Raw genomic sequence first — 21065 nt, 5'->3', positions numbered from 1 at the left:
TTTAGACTACCTCTCTTACTTCTTGCGCTGATGGCGCGAACGCATGATGAACTTGTCAGTCGCCTTGTTCGAGCGCGTCTTCTTGCCCTTCGTAGGCTTGCCCCACGGAGTGACAGGGTGACGACCACCCGAGGTACGACCTTCACCACCACCATGCGGGTGATCGACCGGGTTCATTGCAACACCGCGAACGTGCGGACGCTTGCCACGCCATACCGAACGACCGGCCTTGCCGTCGTTGATATTGCCGTGATCCGGGTTCGAAACTGCACCAACCGAAGCGAAGCAGGCGCCGGAAACCAGACGCTGTTCACCAGAGTTGAGGCGCAGGATCGCCATGCCCTGGTCGCGACCGACGAGCTGGGCGTAGGTGCCAGCCGAACGTGCGATCTGACCGCCCTTACCAGGCTTCAGTTCGACGTTGTGGACGATCGTGCCAACTGGCATCGAAGCAAGCGGCATTGCGTTGCCCGGCTTAACGTCGACGGAATTACCAGCAATCACCTTGTCGCCGACAGCAAGACGCTGCGGAGCCAGGATGTATGCGAGTTCGCCGTCTTCGTAACGGATCAGCGCGATGAACGCGGTGCGGTTCGGATCGTATTCCAGGCGTTCGACGGTGCCCACGACGTCAAGCTTGCGACGCTTGAAATCGATGAAGCGGTACGAACGCTTGTGACCACCGCCCTGAAAGCGAACAGTGATACGACCGGTGTTGTTACGGCCACCCTTCTTGGACAGACCTTCGGTCAGGGACTTGACCGGCTTGCCCTTGTAGAGTTCCGAGCGATCCACGATGACCAGCTGACGCTGGCTCGGCGTGGTCGGATTAAAATGCTTGAGTGCCATTGTTTCTTACTCCAAGGCCTCTCAGAGACCGGTCGAAACGTCGATGCTCTGGCCTTCAGCCAAAGTAACGATCGCTTTCTTGACGTCGCTCTGGCGCCCGATAATGCCGCGGAACCGCTTGACCTTACCCTTGCGCACTGCAGTGTTGACTGCGGTAACCTTGACGCCGAACAGCGCTTCGACTGCAGCCTTGATTTCCGGCTTCGTTGCCTTGCGGGCTACGTTGAAGACGACCTGGTTGTGTTCAGAAACCAGAGTAGACTTCTCGGTGATAACCGGGCTGACGATCACGTCGTAATGGCGAAGATCAGTCATTTGAAACGCTCCTCGAGGGCTTCGACAGCCGCCTTGGAAAGCACGAGCTTGCCACGGCGAAGAATGTCGTAAACATTGATGCCCTGCACTGGCAGAACGTCGATGTTCGGGATGTTCGAAGCCGCACGCTGGAAGTTCACGTCGATCTCTGCGCCGCCGATGAGCAGTGCATTTTCAAGACCGAGCTTGGCGAACTGAGAAACAAGCTGCTTCGTCTTGGCTTCGGAAGCCGCCAGATCATCGATGATGATCAGGTCGGATGCCTTTGCCTTGGCGGAAAGAGCATGACGCAGGCCAAGAGCGCGAACCTTCTTCGGCAGGTCGTGTTCATGGCTACGGACAACTGGTCCGTGAGCCTGACCACCACCGCGGAACTGCGGAGCACGAGCCGAATGGTGACGAGCGCGACCCGTACCCTTCTGCTTGTACATCTTCGCGCCGGTGCGGCTTACGTCGCCACGGCCCTGAGCCTGATGGGAGCCCTGCTGGCGGCGAGCCAGCTGCCAGCGCACAACGCGCTGAAGAATGTCGTCACGCGGGTCGAGGCCGAAGATATCTTCGTTCAGCTTGACCTTGCCGGCATCCTTGCCTTCAAGAGTTGTAATCGTGAGATCCATTATTCGGCTCCCTCAGTCGCGGCGGCTTCAGCCTTGGCGGCACCTGCACGCAGAGCGGCCGGCTTCGGCGCGTTCTCAGGCAGCGAGACCTTGACTGCGTCGCGGACGATGATCCAGGCGCCCTTGGAGCCCGGAACCGCACCGCGGACCAGAATGAGGCCACGATCAGTGTCCGTCGAGACAACTTCAATATTCTGCGTGGTCACGCGGGTCTGGCCCATATGACCAGCCATCTTCTTGCCCTTGAACACCTTACCCGGGTCTTGACGCTGACCGGTCGAGCCGTGAGCGCGGTGGGTAATGGAGTTACCGTGGGAGGCGCGATGACCAGCAAAATTGTGACGCTTCATAACACCGGCAAAACCTTTACCGATCGAAGTACCCGTCACGTCGACCTTCTGGCCGGCGACGAAGTGTTCGGCGGTGATTTCCGCGCCGACTTCGAGGAGGTTGTCCGGAGAAACGCGGAATTCCGCAAGCTTCGCCTTGGGCTCGACCTCGGCCTTCGCGAAATGACCGCGCATAGCCTTGGACGTGTTCTTTACCTTGGCGATACCAACGCCAAGCTGAACAGCCGTGTAACCATTCTTTTCAACTGTACGCTGAGCTACCACGTGGCAATTCTCCATGCGGAGAACCGTCACCGGCACATGCTCGCCGGCGTCGTTATAGACGCGGGTCATGCCCAGCTTCTGTGCAATAACACCTGAACGCATCGGGTTCGTTCCTTCCGTCCTCAAGCCGATTAAAGCTTGATCTCGACATCGACACCGGCGGACAGATCGAGCTTCATCAGCGCGTCAACAGTCTGCGGGGTCGGGTCAACGATATCGAGAAGACGCTTGTGCGTGCGCATCTCGAACTGCTCGCGGCTCTTCTTGTCGATGTGCGGCGACCGGTTTACCGTGAACTTCTCGATCCGTGTTGGAAGCGGGATCGGTCCGCGCACATTTGCACCGGTACGCTTGGCAGTCGACACGATTTCCCGCGTCGAAGCGTCAAGGATCCGATGATCAAACGCCTTAAGGCGAATGCGGATATTTTGACCGTTCATTTCATCTGTTCCTTGTTACGCGGAGCGTCTCCGGAGAGACGCTCCTGCACAAACCTTAATTACTCGATGATCGAAGCGACGATGCCTGCACCGACGGTGCGGCCACCTTCACGGATAGCGAAGCGGAGCTTCTCTTCCATGGCGATCGGGACGATCAGCGAAACGTCAACGGTAACGTTGTCGCCAGGCATAACCATTTCCGTGCCTTCCGGCAGGGTCACAATACCGGTCACGTCAGTCGTACGGAAGTAGAACTGCGGGCGGTAGTTGGTGAAGAACGGCGTATGACGACCACCTTCGTCCTTGGTCAGAATGTAAGCTTCTGCCTTGAACTTGGTGTGCGGCTTGACCGAACCCGGCTTGCAGAGAACCTGACCGCGTTCAACGTCGTCACGGCCAACGCCGCGAACCAGTGCACCGATGTTGTCGCCAGCCTGGCCCTGATCGAGCAGCTTGCGGAACATTTCAACGCCGGTAACCGTCGTCTTCGAGGTTGCCTTAATGCCGACGATTTCAACTTCTTCGCCGACCTTGACGATACCGCGCTCAACGCGACCCGTCACAACCGTACCGCGACCCGAGATCGAGAACACGTCTTCGATCGGCATCAGGAACGGCTGGTCAACCGGACGTTCCGGGGTCGGGATGTAGTTGTCGACAGCGTCCATCAGGTTGCGGATTGCGTCTTCGCCGAGTTCCTTCGAGGAATCTTCGAGAGCTGCAAGAGCCGAGCCCTTGATGATCGGAACTTCGTCGCCCGGGAAGTCGTACTTCGAGAGAAGTTCGCGCACTTCCAGTTCAACCAGTTCGAGCAGTTCTGCGTCGTCAACCTGGTCGCACTTGTTCAGGAACACAACGATTGCCGGAACGCCAACCTGACGAGCGAGCAGGATGTGCTCACGGGTCTGCGGCATCGGGCCGTCAGCTGCCGAAACAACCAGGATCGCGCCGTCCATCTGTGCAGCGCCGGTGATCATGTTCTTCACATAGTCAGCGTGGCCTGGGCAATCGACGTGTGCGTAGTGACGGTTGGCAGTTTCGTACTCAACGTGAGCCGTCGAGATCGTGATACCGCGGGCGCGTTCTTCCGGTGCAGCGTCGATCTGGTCATACGCCTTGAATTCACCGAAGAACTTCGTGATCGCTGCAGTCAGCGAGGTCTTGCCATGGTCAACGTGACCGATGGTGCCGATGTTAACGTGGGGCTTCGTACGTTCAAACTTACTCTTTGCCATTTGAGCTCTCCGTAAATTTAGCCTGCTCAGGCATTCTTTTGATTGGGAGCGTAACCTTCAGATTACGCATGTCTTTCTCCCGGAACCGGTATCCACTTCCGGGAGACATGCGCTCCGATTACGCAAACTTCTTTTGGATTTCCTGTGCGACCGCCGTCGGAACCGGCTCATAATGGTCGAACTGCATCGTGTACTGTGCACGGCCCTGGGACATCGAACGCAGCGAATTCACGTAGCCAAACATGTTGGCCAGCGGAACGTTTGCATTGACGACCGTGGCGATGCCGCGGGCTTCGGTGCCGGAAATCTGACCGCGACGCGAGTTCAGATCGCCGATAACGTCACCAACGTAATCTTCCGGCGTAACAACCTCGACCTTCATGATCGGCTCGAGGAGTTGAGCGCCAGCCTTCTGCGCACCTTCACGGAACGCTGCACGGGACGCGATTTCGAAGGCGAGAACAGACGAGTCAACGTCATGGTACGCGCCGTCGATCAGGGTGGCCTTCACGCCGAGCATCGGGAAGCCGGCGAGCGGACCCGCACCCATGACGCTTTCGATACCCTTCTGGACACCCGGAATGTATTCCTTCGGAACCGATCCGCCGACGATCTTCGATTCGAAGATGAAATCGTCGCCATCATGCGGTTCGAAGATGATCTTCACGCGAGCGAACTGACCCGAACCACCCGACTGCTTCTTGTGGGTGTAATCGATTTCAGCCTGACGGGTGATCGATTCACGGTAAGCAACCTGCGGAGCACCGACGTTGGCTTCAACCTTGAATTCGCGCTTCATGCGATCGACGAGAATGTCGAGGTGAAGTTCGCCCATGCCGGCGATGATGGTCTGACCGGATTCTTCATCCGACTTTACGCGGAACGAAGGATCTTCAGCTGCCAGACGATTGAGCGCGATGCCCATCTTTTCCTGGTCGGCCTTGGTCTTCGGCTCGATCGCGATTTCGATAACCGGATCCGGGAATTCCATGCGTTCAAGGATAACCGGCTTCAGCGGATCGCAGAGCGTATCGCCAGTGGTGGTTTCCTTGAGGCCAGCCAGAGCAACGATGTCGCCAGCAAAGGCTTCTTCGATGTCTTCACGGCTGTTCGAGTGCATCTGCAGCATACGGCCGATACGCTCACGCTTGCCCTTGACGGTGTTTTCCAGCGAAACGCCCTTGGTCAGCTTGCCAGAGTAGATACGAGCAAAGGTGAGCGAACCGACGAACGGGTCGTTCATGATCTTGAACGCAAGCATCGACAGCGGAGCTTCATCCGAAGATTCGCGGGTCGTTTCGGTTTCCGTCTTGACGTCAATGCCCTTGATGGCAGGAACGTCGGTCGGAGCCGGCAGGAACTCGACAACAGCGTCAAGAAGCGGCTGAACGCCACGGTTCTTGAATGCGGTACCGCAGAGGATCGGATGGAACTTGACGTCGATCGTGCCCTTGCGGATCAGCGCGCGCAGCTCATCATTGGTCGGCATGGTGCCTTCCAGATATGCTTCCATCGCGGCTTCGTCGATTTCCACGGCCAGCTCGATGAGCTTTTCGCGGTATTCTTCAGCCTTGTCCTTGAGGTCTGCAGGAATTTCGCCAACTTCGGCAGCTGCGCCGATGGTGCCATCCCAGGTCAGGGCCTTCATTTCGATCAGGTCGATAACGCCGGTGAACTCGTTTTCAGCGCCGATCGGCAGCTGAACCGGAAGTGCAACAGCGCCAAGACGCGAGCCAACCATTTCTACGCAACGGTAGAAGTCAGCACCGATCTTGTCCATCTTGTTGACGAAGACCATACGGGGGACGTGGTACTTTTCAGCCTGACGCCACACGGTTTCCGTCTGAGGCTCAACGCCAGCGTTGGCGTCGAGCAGCGCGATCGCGCCGTCGAGAACGCGGAGCGAACGTTCAACTTCAATCGTGAAGTCGACGTGGCCCGGAGTGTCGATGATGTTGAAGCGGCGCTTCTTGCCATCCCGGCCCTGCCAGAACGTGGTCGTAGCAGCGGACGTGATGGTGATACCGCGTTCCTGTTCCTGCTCCATCCAGTCCATGGTCGACGCACCATCGTGGGTTTCGCCGATCTTATGGTTCTTACCGGTATAGAACAGGATGCGCTCGGTCATCGTCGTCTTACCGGCGTCGATGTGAGCCATGATACCGAAATTGCGGTAGTCTTCGATTTTGTATTCGCGGGCCATGATAGTCGCTCTTTGAATAGGTTTCGACGATTACCAGCGGTAATGCGAGAAGGCGCGGTTGGCTTCAGCCATGCGATGCGTGTCTTCACGCTTCTTCACAGCAGAACCACGGTTGTTAGCAGCATCAAGCAGCTCACCGGACAGACGATCAATCATTGTCGTCTCGTTACGGCCACGAGCAGCATTAATGAGCCAACGGATGGCAAGCGCCTGGCGGCGTTCTGGACGCACATCGACCGGAACCTGATAGGTTGCACCACCAACGCGGCGCGAACGGACTTCGATGTGCGGAGCTACGTTGTCGAGCGCCTGATGGAACAGCGCGACCGGCTCGGACTTCGCCTTGGCTTCGATTGAATCGAGCGCACCGTAAACGATGCTTTCAGCAACCGACTTCTTGCCATGCAGCATGACTGCATTCATAAACTTCGTGATAACGAGATCGCCGAACTTTGGATCCGGATTAATCTCACGCTTCTCAGCCTTATGGCGTCTGGACATTTCGTCTCTTCTTTCAATTACATCGGGCTCAGCTCGCCTTCTGGCGGCCGGTATCCCCGGAAAATCTTACTTCGGACGCTTTGCACCGTACTTCGAACGGCGCTGCTTGCGGTTCTTGACACCCTGGGTATCGAGAACGCCGCGGATGATGTGGTAACGCACACCCGGCAAGTCCTTTACACGACCGCCGCGGATCATGACGACCGAGTGCTCCTGCAGGTTATGCCCTTCACCAGGGATATAACCGATAACTTCGAAGCCGTTCGTCAGACGAACCTTGGCAACCTTACGGAGAGCCGAGTTCGGCTTCTTCGGGGTCGTCGTATACACGCGGGTGCAAACGCCGCGCTTTTGAGGGTTTGCCTGCAGTGCAGGAACCTTATTGCGCTTTACCGGCGCAATGCGCGGCTTGCGGATAAGCTGGTTTACGGTTGGCATACAACCTTCCTCTATAAAAAATCTCGTATCCACGCCCATATGGGCCGTTTCACCGCCATGCTGATGCACGAATTCGGGACAAGTCACGACAACCGGTGACCACCCCGAACAAAAGCAGAGGAAGCTGACGCTTCATGCGAACGGCAAATTGCATTTCGATCGTAAAACGAACCCTGTTTGAGACGAACTTCAGGACGCGTCGTCCCGAACAAGCCTGCCTCACATCGGCTCAGATGGGCTGCTGATACGTCTTTAGCGACGTTTCGTCAAGGGAGTTGGGCCAAGTTTCTTCGCCAAAGGGCAGGAAACCGGCGTTTCGGCCTTCGCCGGACAGGTTATTGCGCTGTAATCGGCGCGAAATCGCACTTATTTCGCGATCAAAACCGTCATTTTCACGTGGCACCATGGTGTTGGCGCCCGTGAGCCGTTATTGAAACACATCCGAGTCGAAACGCAACCCAATATTAAGAGATTCTCAATGTCTTCCACCACTGCATCCACCGGCGACGATTCGCCAACCGTCCACCTGGTCATCGCCGACGTCTGGAACGAGGGTGAAGAATCCCCCGTCGAAGTGCATCTGCTCTTGAAGGCGGACGAAGACGAAGATCTGGTTCAGACCGTTCTCGGCATTCTCGCTGAGGAAGGTTATCATGAAGCCGAACTTCTTGAGATGGGCACCCTCACCGAAGAGCCTGCTGAAGAGCCGCACAAAAGTGCATGGGCAACCGCTCTGAGCGGTGAAGTCGCGCTGATCGAATTTGACGGCGACGACGAAGAAGAAGAGTAAGATTTAGCGAAAGCGTTTCCGGTACGGGTGCGAAGCACTCCGCGGAAAATGCTTCCGTGAACAAGGCGCATTCCGAAAACCGGATGCGCCTTTTTCTTTTGCTTTCATAGCGCCCCATCTCCTGCTCAAAGGGACAAACAAAAAGGCCGCCTCGAAGGGCGGCCTTTTCAGTTTTGTATCTACCGATTACTCGGCAGCGTTGTTGGTCATGTCCACCAGCATCGCATTGGCTTCCGACGAACCGGAAGACTTGCGGCGCTCGTCGATGATCAGCTCGTCGCGAGCTGTCGCGATACGACGGATCTGGTTGGTCATGCCGCCAGTACCGGCCGGGATAAGACGGCCGACGATGACGTTTTCCTTGAGCCCCTGCAGCGTGTCCATCTTGCCGGCAACCGCAGCTTCGGTAAGCACGCGGGTCGTTTCCTGGAACGACGCAGCCGAGATGAAGGACGGAGTCTGCAACGAAGCCTTGGTGATGCCGAGGAGGACAGGATTGCCGTAACCCGGCTTCTTGCCTTCTTCGACCAGACGTTCGTTGATCTCGTCGAGTTCGATACGATCCACGTGATCGCCGGTGATGTAACCGGTATCGCCGGATTCGGTGATCTCGACCTTCTGCAGCATCTGACGGACAATCACTTCGATGTGCTTGTCGTTGATCAAAACGCCCTGCAAACGATAGACTTCCTGGATTTCGTTCACGAGGTACGAAGCCAGAGCTTCGACGCCCTTGATCGCCAGAATGTCATGCGGTGCCGGGTTGCCGTCGAGGATGTACTCACCCTTTTCGATGACGTCACCGTCCTGAAGATGGAACGGCTTGCCCTTCGGAATGAGGTACTCGACCGGCTCGACCGTGTCGTCGTTCGGCTCGATGATGATGCGACGCTTGTTCTTGTAGTCGCGACCGAAACGAACAGTACCATCGATCTCTGCGATGACGGCATGGTCCTTCGGACGACGTGCTTCGAACAGTTCGGCAACGCGCGGCAGACCACCGGTGATGTCCTTGGTCTTGGCGCTTTCCATCGGCAGACGGGCGATAACGTCACCAGCCTTCACATGCGCGCCCGGTTCGACCGAAAGGATCGATTCCACCGAGAGCATGAAGCGGGCATCACCACCCTTCGACAGCTTGAGGATCTTGCCGGCCTTGTCCTTGATGACCATGGCAGGCTTGAGATCCGAACCGCGCGGGGTCGAACGCCAGTCGATAACGACGCGCTTGGTGATACCGGTCGACTCGTCAGCCGATTCCGAAACCGAAAGACCATCGACGAGATCTTCGAACTCAACGTAGCCTTCAACTTCGGTCATGATCGGACGGGTATACGGATCCCACTCGGCAATACGCTGACCGCGCTTGACCGTGTCGGCCTCGTCAACGAACAGACGCGAACCGTAGGTCACGCGATGGACCGCACGTTCCTTGCCCGTGTTGTCGAGGATCAGCACAGCCATGTTACGGCCCATCACTACGAGGTTGCCATCGGAGTTGCGAACCACATTGCGGTTGCGCAGCTTGACGGTGCCTTCATACGAAGCTTCCAGATAGGACGAGTCGACAACCTGTGCCGTGCCGCCCAAGTGGAAGGTACGCATGGTGAGCTGGGTGCCCGGCTCGCCAATCGACTGAGCGGCGATAACGCCGACAGCTTCGCCCTGGTTGACCGGAGTACCGCGTGCGAGGTCGCGACCGTAGCACTTGGCGCAAACGCCGTTACGGGTTTCGCAGGTCAGTGCCGAACGGATGCGGATCGACTGGATACCAGCCTTCTCGATGATCTCGACGTCCTTTTCCTCGATCATGCGGCCAGCTTCGACGATGACTTCGCCGGTTGCCGGATGCAGGATCGGATCAAGAGCCGTTCGGCCCAGAACGCGCTGACCAATCGAAGCCACGATCTGGCCGGCATCGACGATCGGCTGCATGGTGAGACCGATTTCGGCGCCGCAATCGACTTCCGAAATGATCGCATCCTGTGCAACGTCAACGAGACGACGGGTCAGGTAGCCCGAGTTAGCCGTCTTCAAGGCGGTGTCTGCCAGACCCTTACGGGCACCGTGGGTCGAGTTGAAGTACTCGTTAACGGTAAGGCCTTCCTTGAAGTTCGAGATGATCGGGGTTTCGATGATTTCACCTGACGGCTTGGCCATCAGGCCGCGCATACCGCCAAGCTGACGCATCTGGTTGACCGAACCACGGGCACCCGAATGCGACATCATGTAGACCGAGTTCATCTGCTTCTGGCGACCGGTCACCGGATCGAATTCGACGGCCTTCAGGCGCGCCATCATCTCTTCGGTGATCTTATCGGTTGCCTTGCCCCAGGCGTCGACGACCTTGTTGTACTTTTCGCCCTGAGTGATCAGGCCGTCATTGTACTGCTGTTCGTATTCGGTCGTGAGCGCTTCGGTGTCCGCAACGATCTTCGCCTTGGTGTCCGGAATGACCATGTCATCCTTACCGAACGAGATACCCGCACGGCAGGCATGGGCAAAGCCGAGCTGCATGATGCGATCGCAGAAGATAACCGTCTCTTTCTGACCGCAATGGCGGTAGACGTGGTCGATCATCTTGGAGATGTTCTTCTTGGTCATCTCCTGATTGCAGATATCGAACGGCACATTGGCGTTCTTCGGCAGCAGTTCACCCGTGATCATGCGGCCAGGCGTCGTGTCGTAAATCTTCGACACAGGCTTGCCTTCGGCATCGACCGTCTTGAAACGACCCTTGATCTTGGTGTGCAGCGTGACGACCTTGGTTTCCAGAGCGTGCTGAAGTTCGCCCATATCGGCAAACATCATGCCCTCGCCCGGCTCCTTGTCTGCCACGATGGACAGATAATAGAGGCCGAGAACCATGTCCTGCGAAGGAACGATGATCGGCGCGCCGTTGGCCGGGTGCAGGATGTTGTTGGTCGACATCATCAGCACGCGTGCTTCAAGCTGGGCTTCAAGCGACAGCGGCACGTGAACAGCCATCTGGTCACCGTCGAAGTCGGCGTTGAAAGCCGTACAAACGAGCGGATGCAGCTGGATTGCCTTGCCTTCGATCAGAGTGGGTTCGAAGGCCTGGATGCCGAGACGGTGCAGCGTCGGAGCGCGGTTCAAAAGAACCGGATGCTCACGGATCACTTCGTCAAGGATATCCCAGACTTCCGGACGTTCCTTTTCAACCAGCTTCTTCGCCTGCTTGACGGTGGACGAATAGCCCTTGGCGTCAAGGCGAGCGTAGATGAACGGCTTGAACAGTTCGAGCGCCATCTTCTTCGGCAGACCGCACTGGTGCAGCTTCAGTTCTGGACCGGTCACGATAACCGAACGGCCAGAATAGTCGACGCGCTTGCCGAGCAGGTTCTGACGGAAGCGACCCTGCTTGCCCTTGAGCATGTCGGACAGCGACTTCAGCGGACGCTTATTGGCGCCCGTAATCACGCGGCCACGACGACCGTTGTCGAACAGCGCGTCCACAGCTTCCTGCAGCATGCGCTTTTCGTTACGGATGATGATGCCCGGTGCGCGCAGTTCGATCAGACGCTTCAGACGGTTGTTACGGTTGATGACGCGGCGGTACAGATCGTTCAGATCCGACGTCGCGAAACGACCGCCGTCCAGCGGCACGAGCGGACGCAGATCCGGCGGGATGACCGGCACGATCTTCATGATCATCCATTCCGGACGGTTTCCCGACTCCAGAAAGTTTTCGACGATCTTCAGACGCTTCATCAGCTTCTTCTGCTTCAGGTCCGAGGTGGTCTCGGCCAGATCGACGCGCAGATCGGCGGCAATCTTTTCGAGTTCCATCGAAGCCAGAAGCTCGTAGATAGCTTCTGCACCAATAAGAGCCGTGAACTGATCTTCGCCGAATTCATCGACGGCGATCATGTATTCCTCTTCCGAAAGAAGCTGATGCTCCTTCAGCGAGGTCAGGCCCGGTTCGGTCACGATGTAGTTTTCGAAATACAGGACGCGCTCGATATCCTTGAGCGTCATGTCCAGCAGCGTGCCGATACGGCTCGGCAGCGACTTCAAAAACCAGATGTGAGCAACCGGAGCTGCGAGTTCGATATGGCCCATACGCTCGCGACGAACGCGAGAGAGCGTGACTTCCACACCGCATTTTTCGCAGATGATGCCTTTGTATTTCATACGCTTGTACTTGCCGCACAAGCATTCATAGTCCTTGATCGGGCCGAAGATGCGCGCGCAGAAGAGACCATCGCGTTCTGGCTTGAACGTGCGGTAGTTGATCGTCTCCGGCTTCTTGATCTCGCCGTATGACCAGGACAGAATCTTCTCAGGGCTGGCGATCGAGATTCTGATGGAATCGAACGTTTGCGCTGGAGCCTGAGGATTGAAAAGATTCATGACCTCTTGGTTCATGCCGTTCTCCTTAAGGGCGATCCGCCGCCCTGTGTGTCGTCGATGACAGGCTGAAAATCCCTGCCATCTGGAAAAGAAATCGCGGTACTACTCAGTTTTTGAACTGGCTTGCCGTAGTCTCGTTCCCTCCAGCGGCTCAGAAAACCACTCTGATGAAACGAATATACGAGCGCGCCACGGCAAGACCATGGCGCGCCTCGATATTTTTACTCTGCAGCGTCCGGCAGGGCCGGCTGTTCAGCATCACGCGTGTCGTCGAGTTCGACATTGAGGCCGAGCGAGCGCATTTCCTTGACGAGAACGTTGAAGCTCTCTGGAATGCCCGCTTCGAACGTGTCGTCTCCGCGCACGATGGCTTCGTAGACCTTGGTACGGCCTGCCACGTCGTCCGACTTGACCGTAAGCATTTCCTGCAGCGTGTAAGCCGCACCATATGCTTCCAGTGCCCAGACCTCCATTTCGCCGAAGCGCTGGCCACCGAACTGGGCCTTGCCGCCCAGAGGCTGCTGCGTAACGAGCGAGTAAGGTCCGATCGAACGTGCGTGGATCTTGTCGTCGACCAGGTGGTGGAGCTTCAACATATAGATGTAGCCCATGGTCACCTGACGGTCGAACGGCTCACCCGTACGTCCATCGTAAAGCGTCGACTGACCCGAGGTCGCAAGACCGGCATCCGTCAGCATCGCATTGATGTCGGCTTCGACGGCACCGTCGAAGACCGGGGTTGCGATCGACACGCCGCGCTTCACCTGATTAGCCAGCATGACAACGGAATCGTTGTCATAAGACCGGATCGGTTCGTTGCGGTCGTTGTCCGGATAGATGTGCTCCAGCGTCTCGCGCAGCGGCTCAATATTGGCCGTCTTGCGGTAAACGTCGAGAAGCTCACCGATCTTCTTGCCCATGCCAGCGCATGCCCAGCCGAGGTGGGTTTCCAGAATCTGGCCCACATTCATACGGCTCGGAACGCCAAGCGGGTTCAACACGATGTCGGCATGCGTACCATCTTCGAGGAACGGCATGTCCTCGACTGGCAGAATGCGCGAAACCACGCCCTTGTTGCCGTGACGGCCAGCCATCTTGTCGCCTGGCTGGATCTTGCGCTTCACAGCGACAAAGACCTTGACCATCTTCATGACGCCTGGAGGCATCTCGTCGCCGCGCTGTACCTTTTCGACCTTGTCCATGAAGCGTGCTTCGAGCAGCTTCTTGGATCTCGTCGTACTGGCCACGCAGCGCTTCCAACTCGCCCTGAAGCTTTTCGTCTTCAACGGCAAACTGCCACCACTGCGAACGCGGATACTCGGTCATGAGCTCGCGGCTGATCGTCGTGCCCTTCTTGAAGCCCTTCGGGCCGGCAGCGGCAACCTTGCCATCGATCATGTCGGCCAGACGGCCATAGACGTTACGGTCCAGGATAGCCTGTTCGTCGTCACGGTCCTTGGCGAGACGCTCGATTTCCTCGCGCTCGATAGCCATGGCGCGTTCGTCCTTTTCAACGCCGTGGCGATTGAAAACGCGAACTTCCACAACCGTACCGTAGGTTCCGGGCGGCATACGCATGGAGGTGTCACGAACGTCGGACGCCTTTTCACCGAAGATGGCGCGCAGAAGCTTTTCTTCCGGCGTCATCGGGCTTTCGCCCTTCGGCGTGATCTTGCCGACAAGAATGTCGCCAGGATGCACTTCAGCACCGATGTAGACGATACCGGCTTCGTCGAGGTTCTTCAGCGCTTCTTCCGAAACGTTCGGAATATCGCGGGTGATTTCCTCAGGTCCAAGCTTGGTGTCACGGGCGGCAACTTCGAATTCCTCGATATGGATCGAGGTGAACACGTCGTCCGAAACGATCTTTTCCGAGAGAAGGATCGAATCTTCGTAGTTGTAACCATTCCACGGCATGAACGCGACGAGCACGTTACGGCCGAGAGCCAGATCGCCGAGATCGGTCGACGGACCGTCAGCGATGATGTCGCCCTTGCCGATCGGATCGCCGACGCGAACGAGCGGACGCTGGTTGATACAGGTCGACTGGTTCGAACGCTGGAACTTCTGCAGACGATAGATATCGACGCCCGACTTGGACGGATCGAGATCTTCCGTAGCGCGGATAACGATACGGGTCGCATCGACCTGATCGACAATACCGCCACGACGCGCTGCAATTGCTGCACCAGAGTCGCGAGCCACAATCGGTTCCATACCCGTACCGACGAACGGCGCTTCAGCGCGAACGAGCGGCACAGCCTGACGCTGCATGTTCGAGCCCATGAGAGCACGGTTGGCGTCGTCGTTTTCAAGGAACGGAATGAGCGCTGCTGCAACCGAAACGAGCTGCTTCGGCGAAACGTCCATCAGGTCCACGTTTTCACGTGGGGCCATCATCACTTCGCCGGCATGACGGCAGATGACGAATTCGTCAACAAAACCGCCCTGCTCGTCCAGCTCCACGTTTGCCTGGGCAACCGAGTGCTTGGCTTCTTCCATGGCCGACAGATAGACAACGTCGTTCGTTACCTTGCCGTCGATCACCTTACGGTACGGGCTCTCGATGAAGCCGTACTTGTTGACGCGGGCAAAGGTTGCAAGCGAGTTGATCAGACCAATATTCGGGCCTTCCGGCGTTTCAATCGGGCAGATACGGCCATAGTGGGTCGGATGCACGTCGCGGACTTCGAAGCCAGCGCGCTCACGGGTCAAACCGCCCGGTCCAAGAGCCGAAAGACGGCGCTTGTGGGTGATTTCCGAAAGCGGATTGGTCTGATCCATGAACTGCGACAGCTGCGACGAACCGAAGAATTCACGAACGGCAGCCGCTGCGGGCTTCGCGTTGATGAGATCCTGCGGCATGACCGTGTCGATTTCGATCGAGGACATACGTTCCTTGATCGCGCGCTCCATGCGGAGCAGACCGACGCGGTACTGATTTTCCATCAGCTCGCCGACCGAACGCACGCGGCGGTTGCCGAGATTGTCGATGTCGTCGATTTCGCCACGACCGTCACGCAGTTCGACCAGCATCTTGACCACGGCCAGGATGTCTTCCTTGCGCAGCACGCGCACGGTGTCTTCCGCATCAAGGTCCAGACGCATGTTCATCTTGACGCGACCGACGGCCGAAAGGTCGTAACGTTCTGCATCGAAGAACAGCGAGTTGAACATCGCTTCGGCGGAATCCATCGTAGGCGGTTCGCCCGGACGCATCACGCGATAGATGTCGAACAGTGCATCCTGACGGCTTTCGTTCTTATCGACAGCCAGCGTGTTACGGATGTAACCGCCGATGTTGATATGATCGATGTCCAGGATGTTGATCTCGGTTTCACCGGTGTCGAGCAGCGTCTTGAGGACCTTCTCGTCGATTTCGTCGCCAGCTTCGAGATAGATCTCGCCGGTTGCGTAATTGACGACGTCTTCCGCCAGATAAGCGCCGAACAGGTCGTCTTCAGTGGCCTTGATGGCCTTCAGACCCTTTTCAGCGAGCTGCTTGGCCGAACGGGCCGTGAGCTTCTTGCCGGCTTCCAGAACAACTTCGCCCGTATCCGCGTCGATGAGATCAGAAATGATCTTCATGCCCTTGAAGCGTTCGGCCGAATACGGAATGCGCCAGTTGTCGCCATCACGCGAATAGGTGACGGTCTTGTAGAAGGTCGACAGAATCTCTTCGCCGTCCATGCCGAGCGCCATGAGCAGCGTCGTTGCCGGCAGCTTGCGGCGACGGTCGATACGCGCGTAGACGATGTCCTTGGAATCGAACTCGATGTCGAGCCAGGAACCACGGTAAGGAATGACGCGAGCAGCGAACAGGAGCTTGCCCGAAGAATGGGTCTTGCCCTTGTCATGATCGAAGAAGACGCCCGGCGAACGGTGCATCTGCGAAACGATCACGCGCTCCGTACCGTTGACGATGAAGGTGCCGTTGTCGGTCATGAGCGGCATATCGCCCATGTACACGTCCTGCTCCTTGATGTCCTTGATGGACTTCGCGCCGGTATCTTCGTCAATATCGAATACGATAAGACGCAGCGTCACCTTGAGCGGCGCGGAATAGGTCAGGTCGCGCTGACGGCATTCGTCAACGTCGAACTTCGGTGGATCGAATTCGTAACGGACGAATTCGAGCATGGAAGCGCCGGAGAAATCCTGGATAGGGAAAACAGACTTGAAAACCGCCTGCAAACCCTCGTCAGGACGCCCACCGGATGGTTCTTCAACCATTAGGAACTGGTCGTAAGATGCCTTCTGAACCTCGATAAGGTTCGGCATCTCGGCGACCTCTGGGATCTTGCCGAAAAATTTGCGTACGCGCTTGCGACCATTGAATGAATGGGTCTGAGCCATCGTCGCTCCTCGTTCTATAGCCTTGCGGCTTGCTCACGCCTTGCGGCCTTTATCGTGCGCCGCCTTTCGGCGGTCCTTCAAGCGCATAACCCTTCAAATCGGATAGATTTGAAGAAAGGATCATGCGCAAACTCTCAAATTAGAGCGGCCTTTACGCGTCGTACCGACGCGTGGCGCTCTATCGGGCTAAAACCCGTTTTCTGAAAGCCGTTCTGGCGTTCAGAAAAAGGGTTTCCAGTCAGTCGATCCACCGTTTCACGGGCGGAAACTGGCGGATGGAAACCATCCGCCAGAATAGTCCGAACTTACTTGAGTTCGACCTTGGCGCCAGCAGCTTCGAGCTGTGCCTTGATCTTCTCAGCTTCGTCCTTCGAAGCGCCTTCCTTGACAGCCTTCGGAGCGCCTTCGACCAGGTCCTTGGCTTCCTTGAGGCCGAGACCGGTGATTGCGCGCACTTCCTTGATCACGTTGATCTTGTTAGCGCCGCCGTCAGCGAGAACGACGTCGAATTCGGTCTTTTCTTCAGCAGCAGCAGCCGGAGCAGCGCCACCAGCAGCAGCAACTGCTACAGGAGCAGCAGCCGAAACGCCCCACTTCTCTTCGAGAAGCTTCGAAAGCTCAGCAGCTTCGAGAACGGTCAGTGCCGACAGGTCGTCAACGATCTTTGCGAGATCAGCCATTTTGGTATTTCCTTAGTTTCAAGGTTTGAACAATTGACAGCGAAAAACGGCCTTACGCCGCCTCGTTCTTCCGGGCGTGCGCGCCAATAACGCGAGCGATCTGGCCCGCTGGTGCGCTGGTAAGTACTGCGAGACGCTGAGCCGGGGTCTGGATCATTCCAACCAGCTTTGCGCGCAGTTCGTCGAGCGATGGGAGCGAAGCAAGCGACTTGACGCCATCGGCGTTAAGCGTCGTTGCACCCATTGCACCACCGAGGATAACGAGCTTGTCGTTAGCCTTGGCGAATTCGACGGCTACTTTCGGAGCAGCAATCGGGTCGTTTGCATAAGCAACAACCGTCTGACCTGTAAACAGATCAGAAATGCCTTCCGATTCCGTGCCCTGAAGAGCGATTTTGGCAAGGCGGTTTTTCGCGACTTTAACGGACCCACCTGCATCACGCATCTTCGAGCGAAGATCGCTCATCTGCGCAACGGTGAGACCGGTATAGTGGGCCACGACGACCGAACCGGACTCTTTAAAAGCGCCGTTCAGCCACGAGACAAATTCGCGTTTTTCCGCTCTATCCACTGTCTCTCTCCAGTAGGCAGGACCACATGGCCCTGCCGGTTGCCTTTGCCGAACAAACTTCACAGTTGGTCCGGCGCTCGAGGATCCTGTCCCCTTCAGCTATCCTGGAAACCAGGCATCACTCAAAGGCAACTACGGTTCAAACCTTGCATGCACATTCGTGCGAAACAGGGTTATTCCACGTCTCATGCAGGCCGTATGTTTAAGGATTATCACCCGAAGATGATGATCCGCCTGCAATCTCGGACAGGATAACCGGACTTTCGTCCGGCTATCCGGATCTTGCGATCCGGAATTCTTGCACTTCGGTCTGCCTTCGCATCCCCGGCGTGCCACCGTTTCACCTCCCCCGAAGGAAAGGCTTAGGCTCCGGCGAACCGGAGCCCAGATAAATTAAGCGACGACCTTGACGGTTGCCGGATCGACCTTGACGCCAACGCCCATGGTCGAGGAAAGCGAAACGCGCTTGACGTATTCGCCCTTGGCAGCCGACGGCTTTGCCTTGATGACGGCGTCAGCGAAAGCCTTGATGTTTTCTTCGAGCTTCTGCGAGTCGAACGAAACCTTGCCGATACCGGCATGGATGATACCAGCCTTTTCGACGCGGAATTCGACTGCACCGCCCTTGGAAGCAGCAACAGCAGCAGCAACGTCAGTGGTGACGGTGCCAACCTTCGGGTTCGGCATCATGCCACGCGGGCCGAGCACCTTACCGAGACGACCGACGAGCGGCATCATGTCCGGGGTTGCAATGCAGCGATCGAAATCGATCTTGCCGCCATTGACGATTTCGAACAGTTCTTCCGCACCGACGATGTCGGCGCCAGCCTTCTTGGCTTCTTCAGCCTTGTCGCCACGTGCGAAAACAGCAACGCGAACCGTACGGCCAGTGCCGTTCGGCAGGTTGACAACGCCGCGAACCATCTGGTCAGCGTGACGCGGATCAACGCCGAGGTTCATCGCGATTTCGATGGTTTCATCGAACTTTGCGACAGCACGTTCCTTGACGAGACCGATAGCAGCCGACAGATCGTACAGCTTGTTACGATCAACGCCTTCGCGGATCTTGTTAATGCGCTTGGAAATCTTCGCCATCGTCTCAGCCCACCACTTCCAGGCCCATCGAACGGGCAGAACCTTCGATCATGCGCATCGCTGCTTCAATGTCAGCGGCGTTCAGATCTTTCATCTTCGCTTCAGCGATCGTGCGAACCTTGTCGCGGGAGATCGTGCCGGCGCTTGCCTTGCCCGGGGTCTTCGAACCGGACTTCAGGTTAGCGGCCTTCTTGAGGAAGTAGGTCACCGGAGGGGTCTTCATCACAAAAGTGAAAGACTTGTCCTGGTAATAGGTAATCACGACTGGAATCGGCGAACCCTTTTCCATTTCCTGCGAGGCAGCGTTGAACGCCTTGCAGAATTCCATGATGTTGATGCCGCGCTGACCCAGAGCCGGGCCGATCGGAGGCGACGGATTGGCCGCACCGGCTGCTACCTGCAGCTTGAGCTGGCCTGCAATTTTCTTAGCCATTACTTTCTGCCTTTTTTACAATGCCGGAAAACCGGCTTCTCGATTGACGCCGGGAAACCCGGCTTTCGACTGACGCCAACCAGACAAATGTCGGACTGGCGGGCAGTTCGGTGGTGCGGAGATCGACGACCGGCTAAGCCACCTTCCCTTCCACCACTTCCACTCCGGTTGGAATTTTGATCCCGCTTATGCCCTCAGGCTCAATTCAGGATCTCGCTCCGGAGTGAAATGCCCTTATGGGCAAACGATCAGAGCTTATCGACCTGACCGTATTCCAGATCCACAGGCGTCGCGCGCCCAAAGATGGAAACTTCGACCTTGAGACGCGCGCGCTCTTCGTCGACTTCCTGAACGATACCGTTGAACGATGCAAACGGACCATCGGAAACGCGAACCTGCTCACCGATTTCGAAGGAGACCGAAGTCTTCGGACGATCAACGCCATCCTGAACCTGGTTCAGAATCTGATCGACTTCCTTCTGGGAAACCGGGACCGGTTTGGAGTCACCGAGGAAACCGGTGACGCGCGGCGTATTCTTGATCAGCGAAAAGACAGCGTCGGTCAGCGTGGCACGCACGAGCACGTAACCCGGGAAAAACTTGCGCTCGGCATCGACCTTGCGGCCGCGGCGCACTTCAACGATCTTTTCGGTCGGCACAACGATCTGTTCAATCAGATTGGACAGACCCTTCTGCGCAGCTTTGGCTTCGATATCCTCAGCTACCTTCTTTTCGAAATTTGAATAGGCGTGAACGATGTACCAGCGCGCCGTCATCTAAAAACTCCCCAATCCTGACTTATCGACCAAGGCCGAGAATAAATTCTACGCCATAGGCCATAAGCTGGTCGGCAAGGAAAAAGAACGCAGCAGCCAGAAACGCCATAATCACCACCATAATAGTGGAGATGACCGTTTCACGCCGGGTCGGCCAGGTTACCTTTGCCGTTTCGGCGCGGACCTGCTGAAGAAAGGTGATCGGATTCGTTTTGGATGCCATCTGCCGCTCTGTCATTGATCGAGCGCGACCTCCAAACTTTGAACTGCCAATCATATCAATCAGCGAATCAGAAGCCGGAACCCACGCGTATACGGCGCGCAAAGCTGAATTATCAGCCCCACGCACCGCGTGTCTGTTGACGTTACATAGAATCGATTCCCACAAAACACAAGCCCAAAGGTTAAAAGAATACCATACAGGCTTGTCGGAAACCCGACCCTTGCACACACCGCTCTATCACACCATTCAATCGTGTGATTACGGCCTTCCCTGCCCGGCCAACATATCCGCCAGGGAATTATCGTTTTCCAGCAATGTCATGGACCGCTCATAAAGCGCTCGACACGAACAAAACTGAAAAAGTTAAGGCAGCGCAAACGCCGCCAGACTTTTCTTTATATAGAAAACGGGCGCATGCAGTCAAGCCGCATACACCCGTATCAAAAATGGCAGGGGCAGCAGGGCTCGAACCCGCGACCTACGGTTTTGGAGACCGTCGCTCTACCAACTGAGCTATACCCCTATATGACGCTAGGCGTCATAATGACCGGCGGC

The 21065-nt window shown here is 56.8% G+C and carries 18 protein-coding genes, 1 tRNA gene and 1 pseudogene; 1 reads left to right on the top strand and 19 read right to left on the bottom strand.

Annotated elements, in window-relative coordinates:
• Positions 1-15: 15 nt before the first annotated feature.
• The 10 genes from rplB to QLQ11_RS02060 form a co-directional block, all read right to left on the bottom strand.
• On the bottom strand, positions 16-849 hold the full coding sequence (rplB, locus tag QLQ11_RS02105) for a 50S ribosomal protein L2 (RefSeq protein ID WP_109369227.1): 834 nt from the start codon (positions 847-849) through the stop codon (positions 16-18).
• A 21-nt stretch (positions 850-870) separates the two neighbouring features.
• Entirely contained in the window at positions 871-1164 is a 294-nt protein-coding gene (locus QLQ11_RS02100; RefSeq protein ID WP_078340773.1) for a 50S ribosomal protein L23, read from the bottom strand.
• A complete protein-coding gene (rplD, locus tag QLQ11_RS02095; protein ID WP_078340772.1) occupies positions 1161-1781 on the bottom strand; it encodes a 50S ribosomal protein L4 in 621 nt (206 codons plus the stop codon). Before rplD ends, QLQ11_RS02100 begins: the two co-directional genes overlap by 4 nt.
• The gene (gene rplC, locus QLQ11_RS02090; RefSeq protein ID WP_109369228.1) at positions 1781-2497 is read right to left on the bottom strand and encodes a 50S ribosomal protein L3; all 717 of its coding nucleotides are present in this window, start codon (positions 2495-2497) and stop codon (positions 1781-1783) included. The genes rplD and rplC overlap by 1 nt, the downstream gene beginning before the upstream one ends.
• Before the next feature lie 29 nt (positions 2498-2526).
• Positions 2527-2835 (bottom strand): 30S ribosomal protein S10, encoded by a 309-nt coding sequence (gene rpsJ / locus QLQ11_RS02085; RefSeq protein WP_002964363.1) that lies wholly within the window; start codon positions 2833-2835, stop codon positions 2527-2529.
• Positions 2836-2894: 59 nt separating this feature from the next.
• Entirely contained in the window at positions 2895-4070 is a 1176-nt protein-coding gene (tuf, locus tag QLQ11_RS02080; RefSeq protein ID WP_109369229.1) for an elongation factor Tu, read from the bottom strand.
• Positions 4071-4188: 118 nt separating this feature from the next.
• Positions 4189-6273, bottom strand: coding sequence for an elongation factor G (gene fusA / locus QLQ11_RS02075; protein WP_109369230.1), 2085 nt, complete (start codon positions 6271-6273; stop codon positions 4189-4191).
• Positions 6274-6303: 30 nt separating this feature from the next.
• Positions 6304-6774: a 30S ribosomal protein S7 gene (rpsG, locus tag QLQ11_RS02070; RefSeq protein WP_109369231.1), complete on the bottom strand. Its 471-nt coding sequence runs from the start codon at positions 6772-6774 to the stop codon at positions 6304-6306.
• 66 nt (positions 6775-6840) lie between these two features.
• Positions 6841-7212, bottom strand: a complete 372-nt coding sequence (gene rpsL / locus QLQ11_RS02065) for a 30S ribosomal protein S12 (protein WP_006471111.1) — start codon at positions 7210-7212, stop codon at positions 6841-6843.
• Positions 7213-7441: 229 nt separating this feature from the next.
• Entirely contained in the window at positions 7442-7618 is a 177-nt protein-coding gene (locus QLQ11_RS02060; protein WP_167836016.1) for a hypothetical protein, read from the bottom strand.
• A gap of 72 nt (positions 7619-7690) precedes the next feature.
• On the opposite strand from QLQ11_RS02060, the gene QLQ11_RS02055 reads away from it, so the two are divergent.
• On the top strand, positions 7691-8002 hold the full coding sequence (locus QLQ11_RS02055; RefSeq protein WP_109369232.1) for a hypothetical protein: 312 nt from the start codon (positions 7691-7693) through the stop codon (positions 8000-8002).
• Positions 8003-8188: 186 nt separating this feature from the next.
• Here QLQ11_RS02055 and rpoC read toward each other — a convergent pair whose 3' ends face one another.
• The 9 genes and pseudogenes from rpoC to QLQ11_RS02010 form a co-directional block, all read right to left on the bottom strand.
• Entirely contained in the window at positions 8189-12391 is a 4203-nt protein-coding gene (rpoC, locus tag QLQ11_RS02050) for a DNA-directed RNA polymerase subunit beta' (RefSeq protein WP_109369233.1), read from the bottom strand.
• Positions 12392-12597: 206 nt separating this feature from the next.
• Positions 12598-16732 (bottom strand): annotated as a pseudogene (gene rpoB, locus QLQ11_RS02045) (DNA-directed RNA polymerase subunit beta).
• A 305-nt stretch (positions 16733-17037) separates the two neighbouring features.
• Positions 17038-17412 carry a 50S ribosomal protein L7/L12 gene (gene rplL, locus QLQ11_RS02040; protein WP_010659906.1) on the bottom strand — a complete coding sequence of 125 codons (375 nt, stop codon included), beginning with the start codon at positions 17410-17412 and terminating at the stop codon, positions 17038-17040.
• A 52-nt stretch (positions 17413-17464) separates the two neighbouring features.
• On the bottom strand, positions 17465-17983 hold the full coding sequence (rplJ, locus tag QLQ11_RS02035) for a 50S ribosomal protein L10 (protein WP_010659905.1): 519 nt from the start codon (positions 17981-17983) through the stop codon (positions 17465-17467).
• A gap of 393 nt (positions 17984-18376) precedes the next feature.
• The gene (rplA, locus tag QLQ11_RS02030) at positions 18377-19078 is read right to left on the bottom strand and encodes a 50S ribosomal protein L1 (RefSeq protein ID WP_109369236.1); all 702 of its coding nucleotides are present in this window, start codon (positions 19076-19078) and stop codon (positions 18377-18379) included.
• A gap of 4 nt (positions 19079-19082) precedes the next feature.
• Positions 19083-19511, bottom strand: a complete 429-nt coding sequence (gene rplK / locus QLQ11_RS02025; protein WP_010659903.1) for a 50S ribosomal protein L11 — start codon at positions 19509-19511, stop codon at positions 19083-19085.
• Positions 19512-19759: 248 nt separating this feature from the next.
• Positions 19760-20287: a transcription termination/antitermination protein NusG gene (gene nusG, locus QLQ11_RS02020; RefSeq protein WP_109369237.1), complete on the bottom strand. Its 528-nt coding sequence runs from the start codon at positions 20285-20287 to the stop codon at positions 19760-19762.
• 22 nt (positions 20288-20309) lie between these two features.
• Positions 20310-20510, bottom strand: coding sequence for a preprotein translocase subunit SecE (gene secE, locus QLQ11_RS02015; protein WP_109370252.1), 201 nt, complete (start codon positions 20508-20510; stop codon positions 20310-20312).
• A gap of 447 nt (positions 20511-20957) precedes the next feature.
• Positions 20958-21033 (bottom strand) — tRNA-Trp (locus QLQ11_RS02010).
• Between the last annotated feature and the right edge of the window lie 32 nt (positions 21034-21065).

This window comes from Ochrobactrum sp. SSR (assembly GCF_030067775.1).
Classification (GTDB): Bacteria; Pseudomonadota; Alphaproteobacteria; order Rhizobiales; family Rhizobiaceae; genus Brucella; species Brucella teleogrylli.
This window is presented reverse-complemented; position numbering and strand designations above follow the sequence as displayed.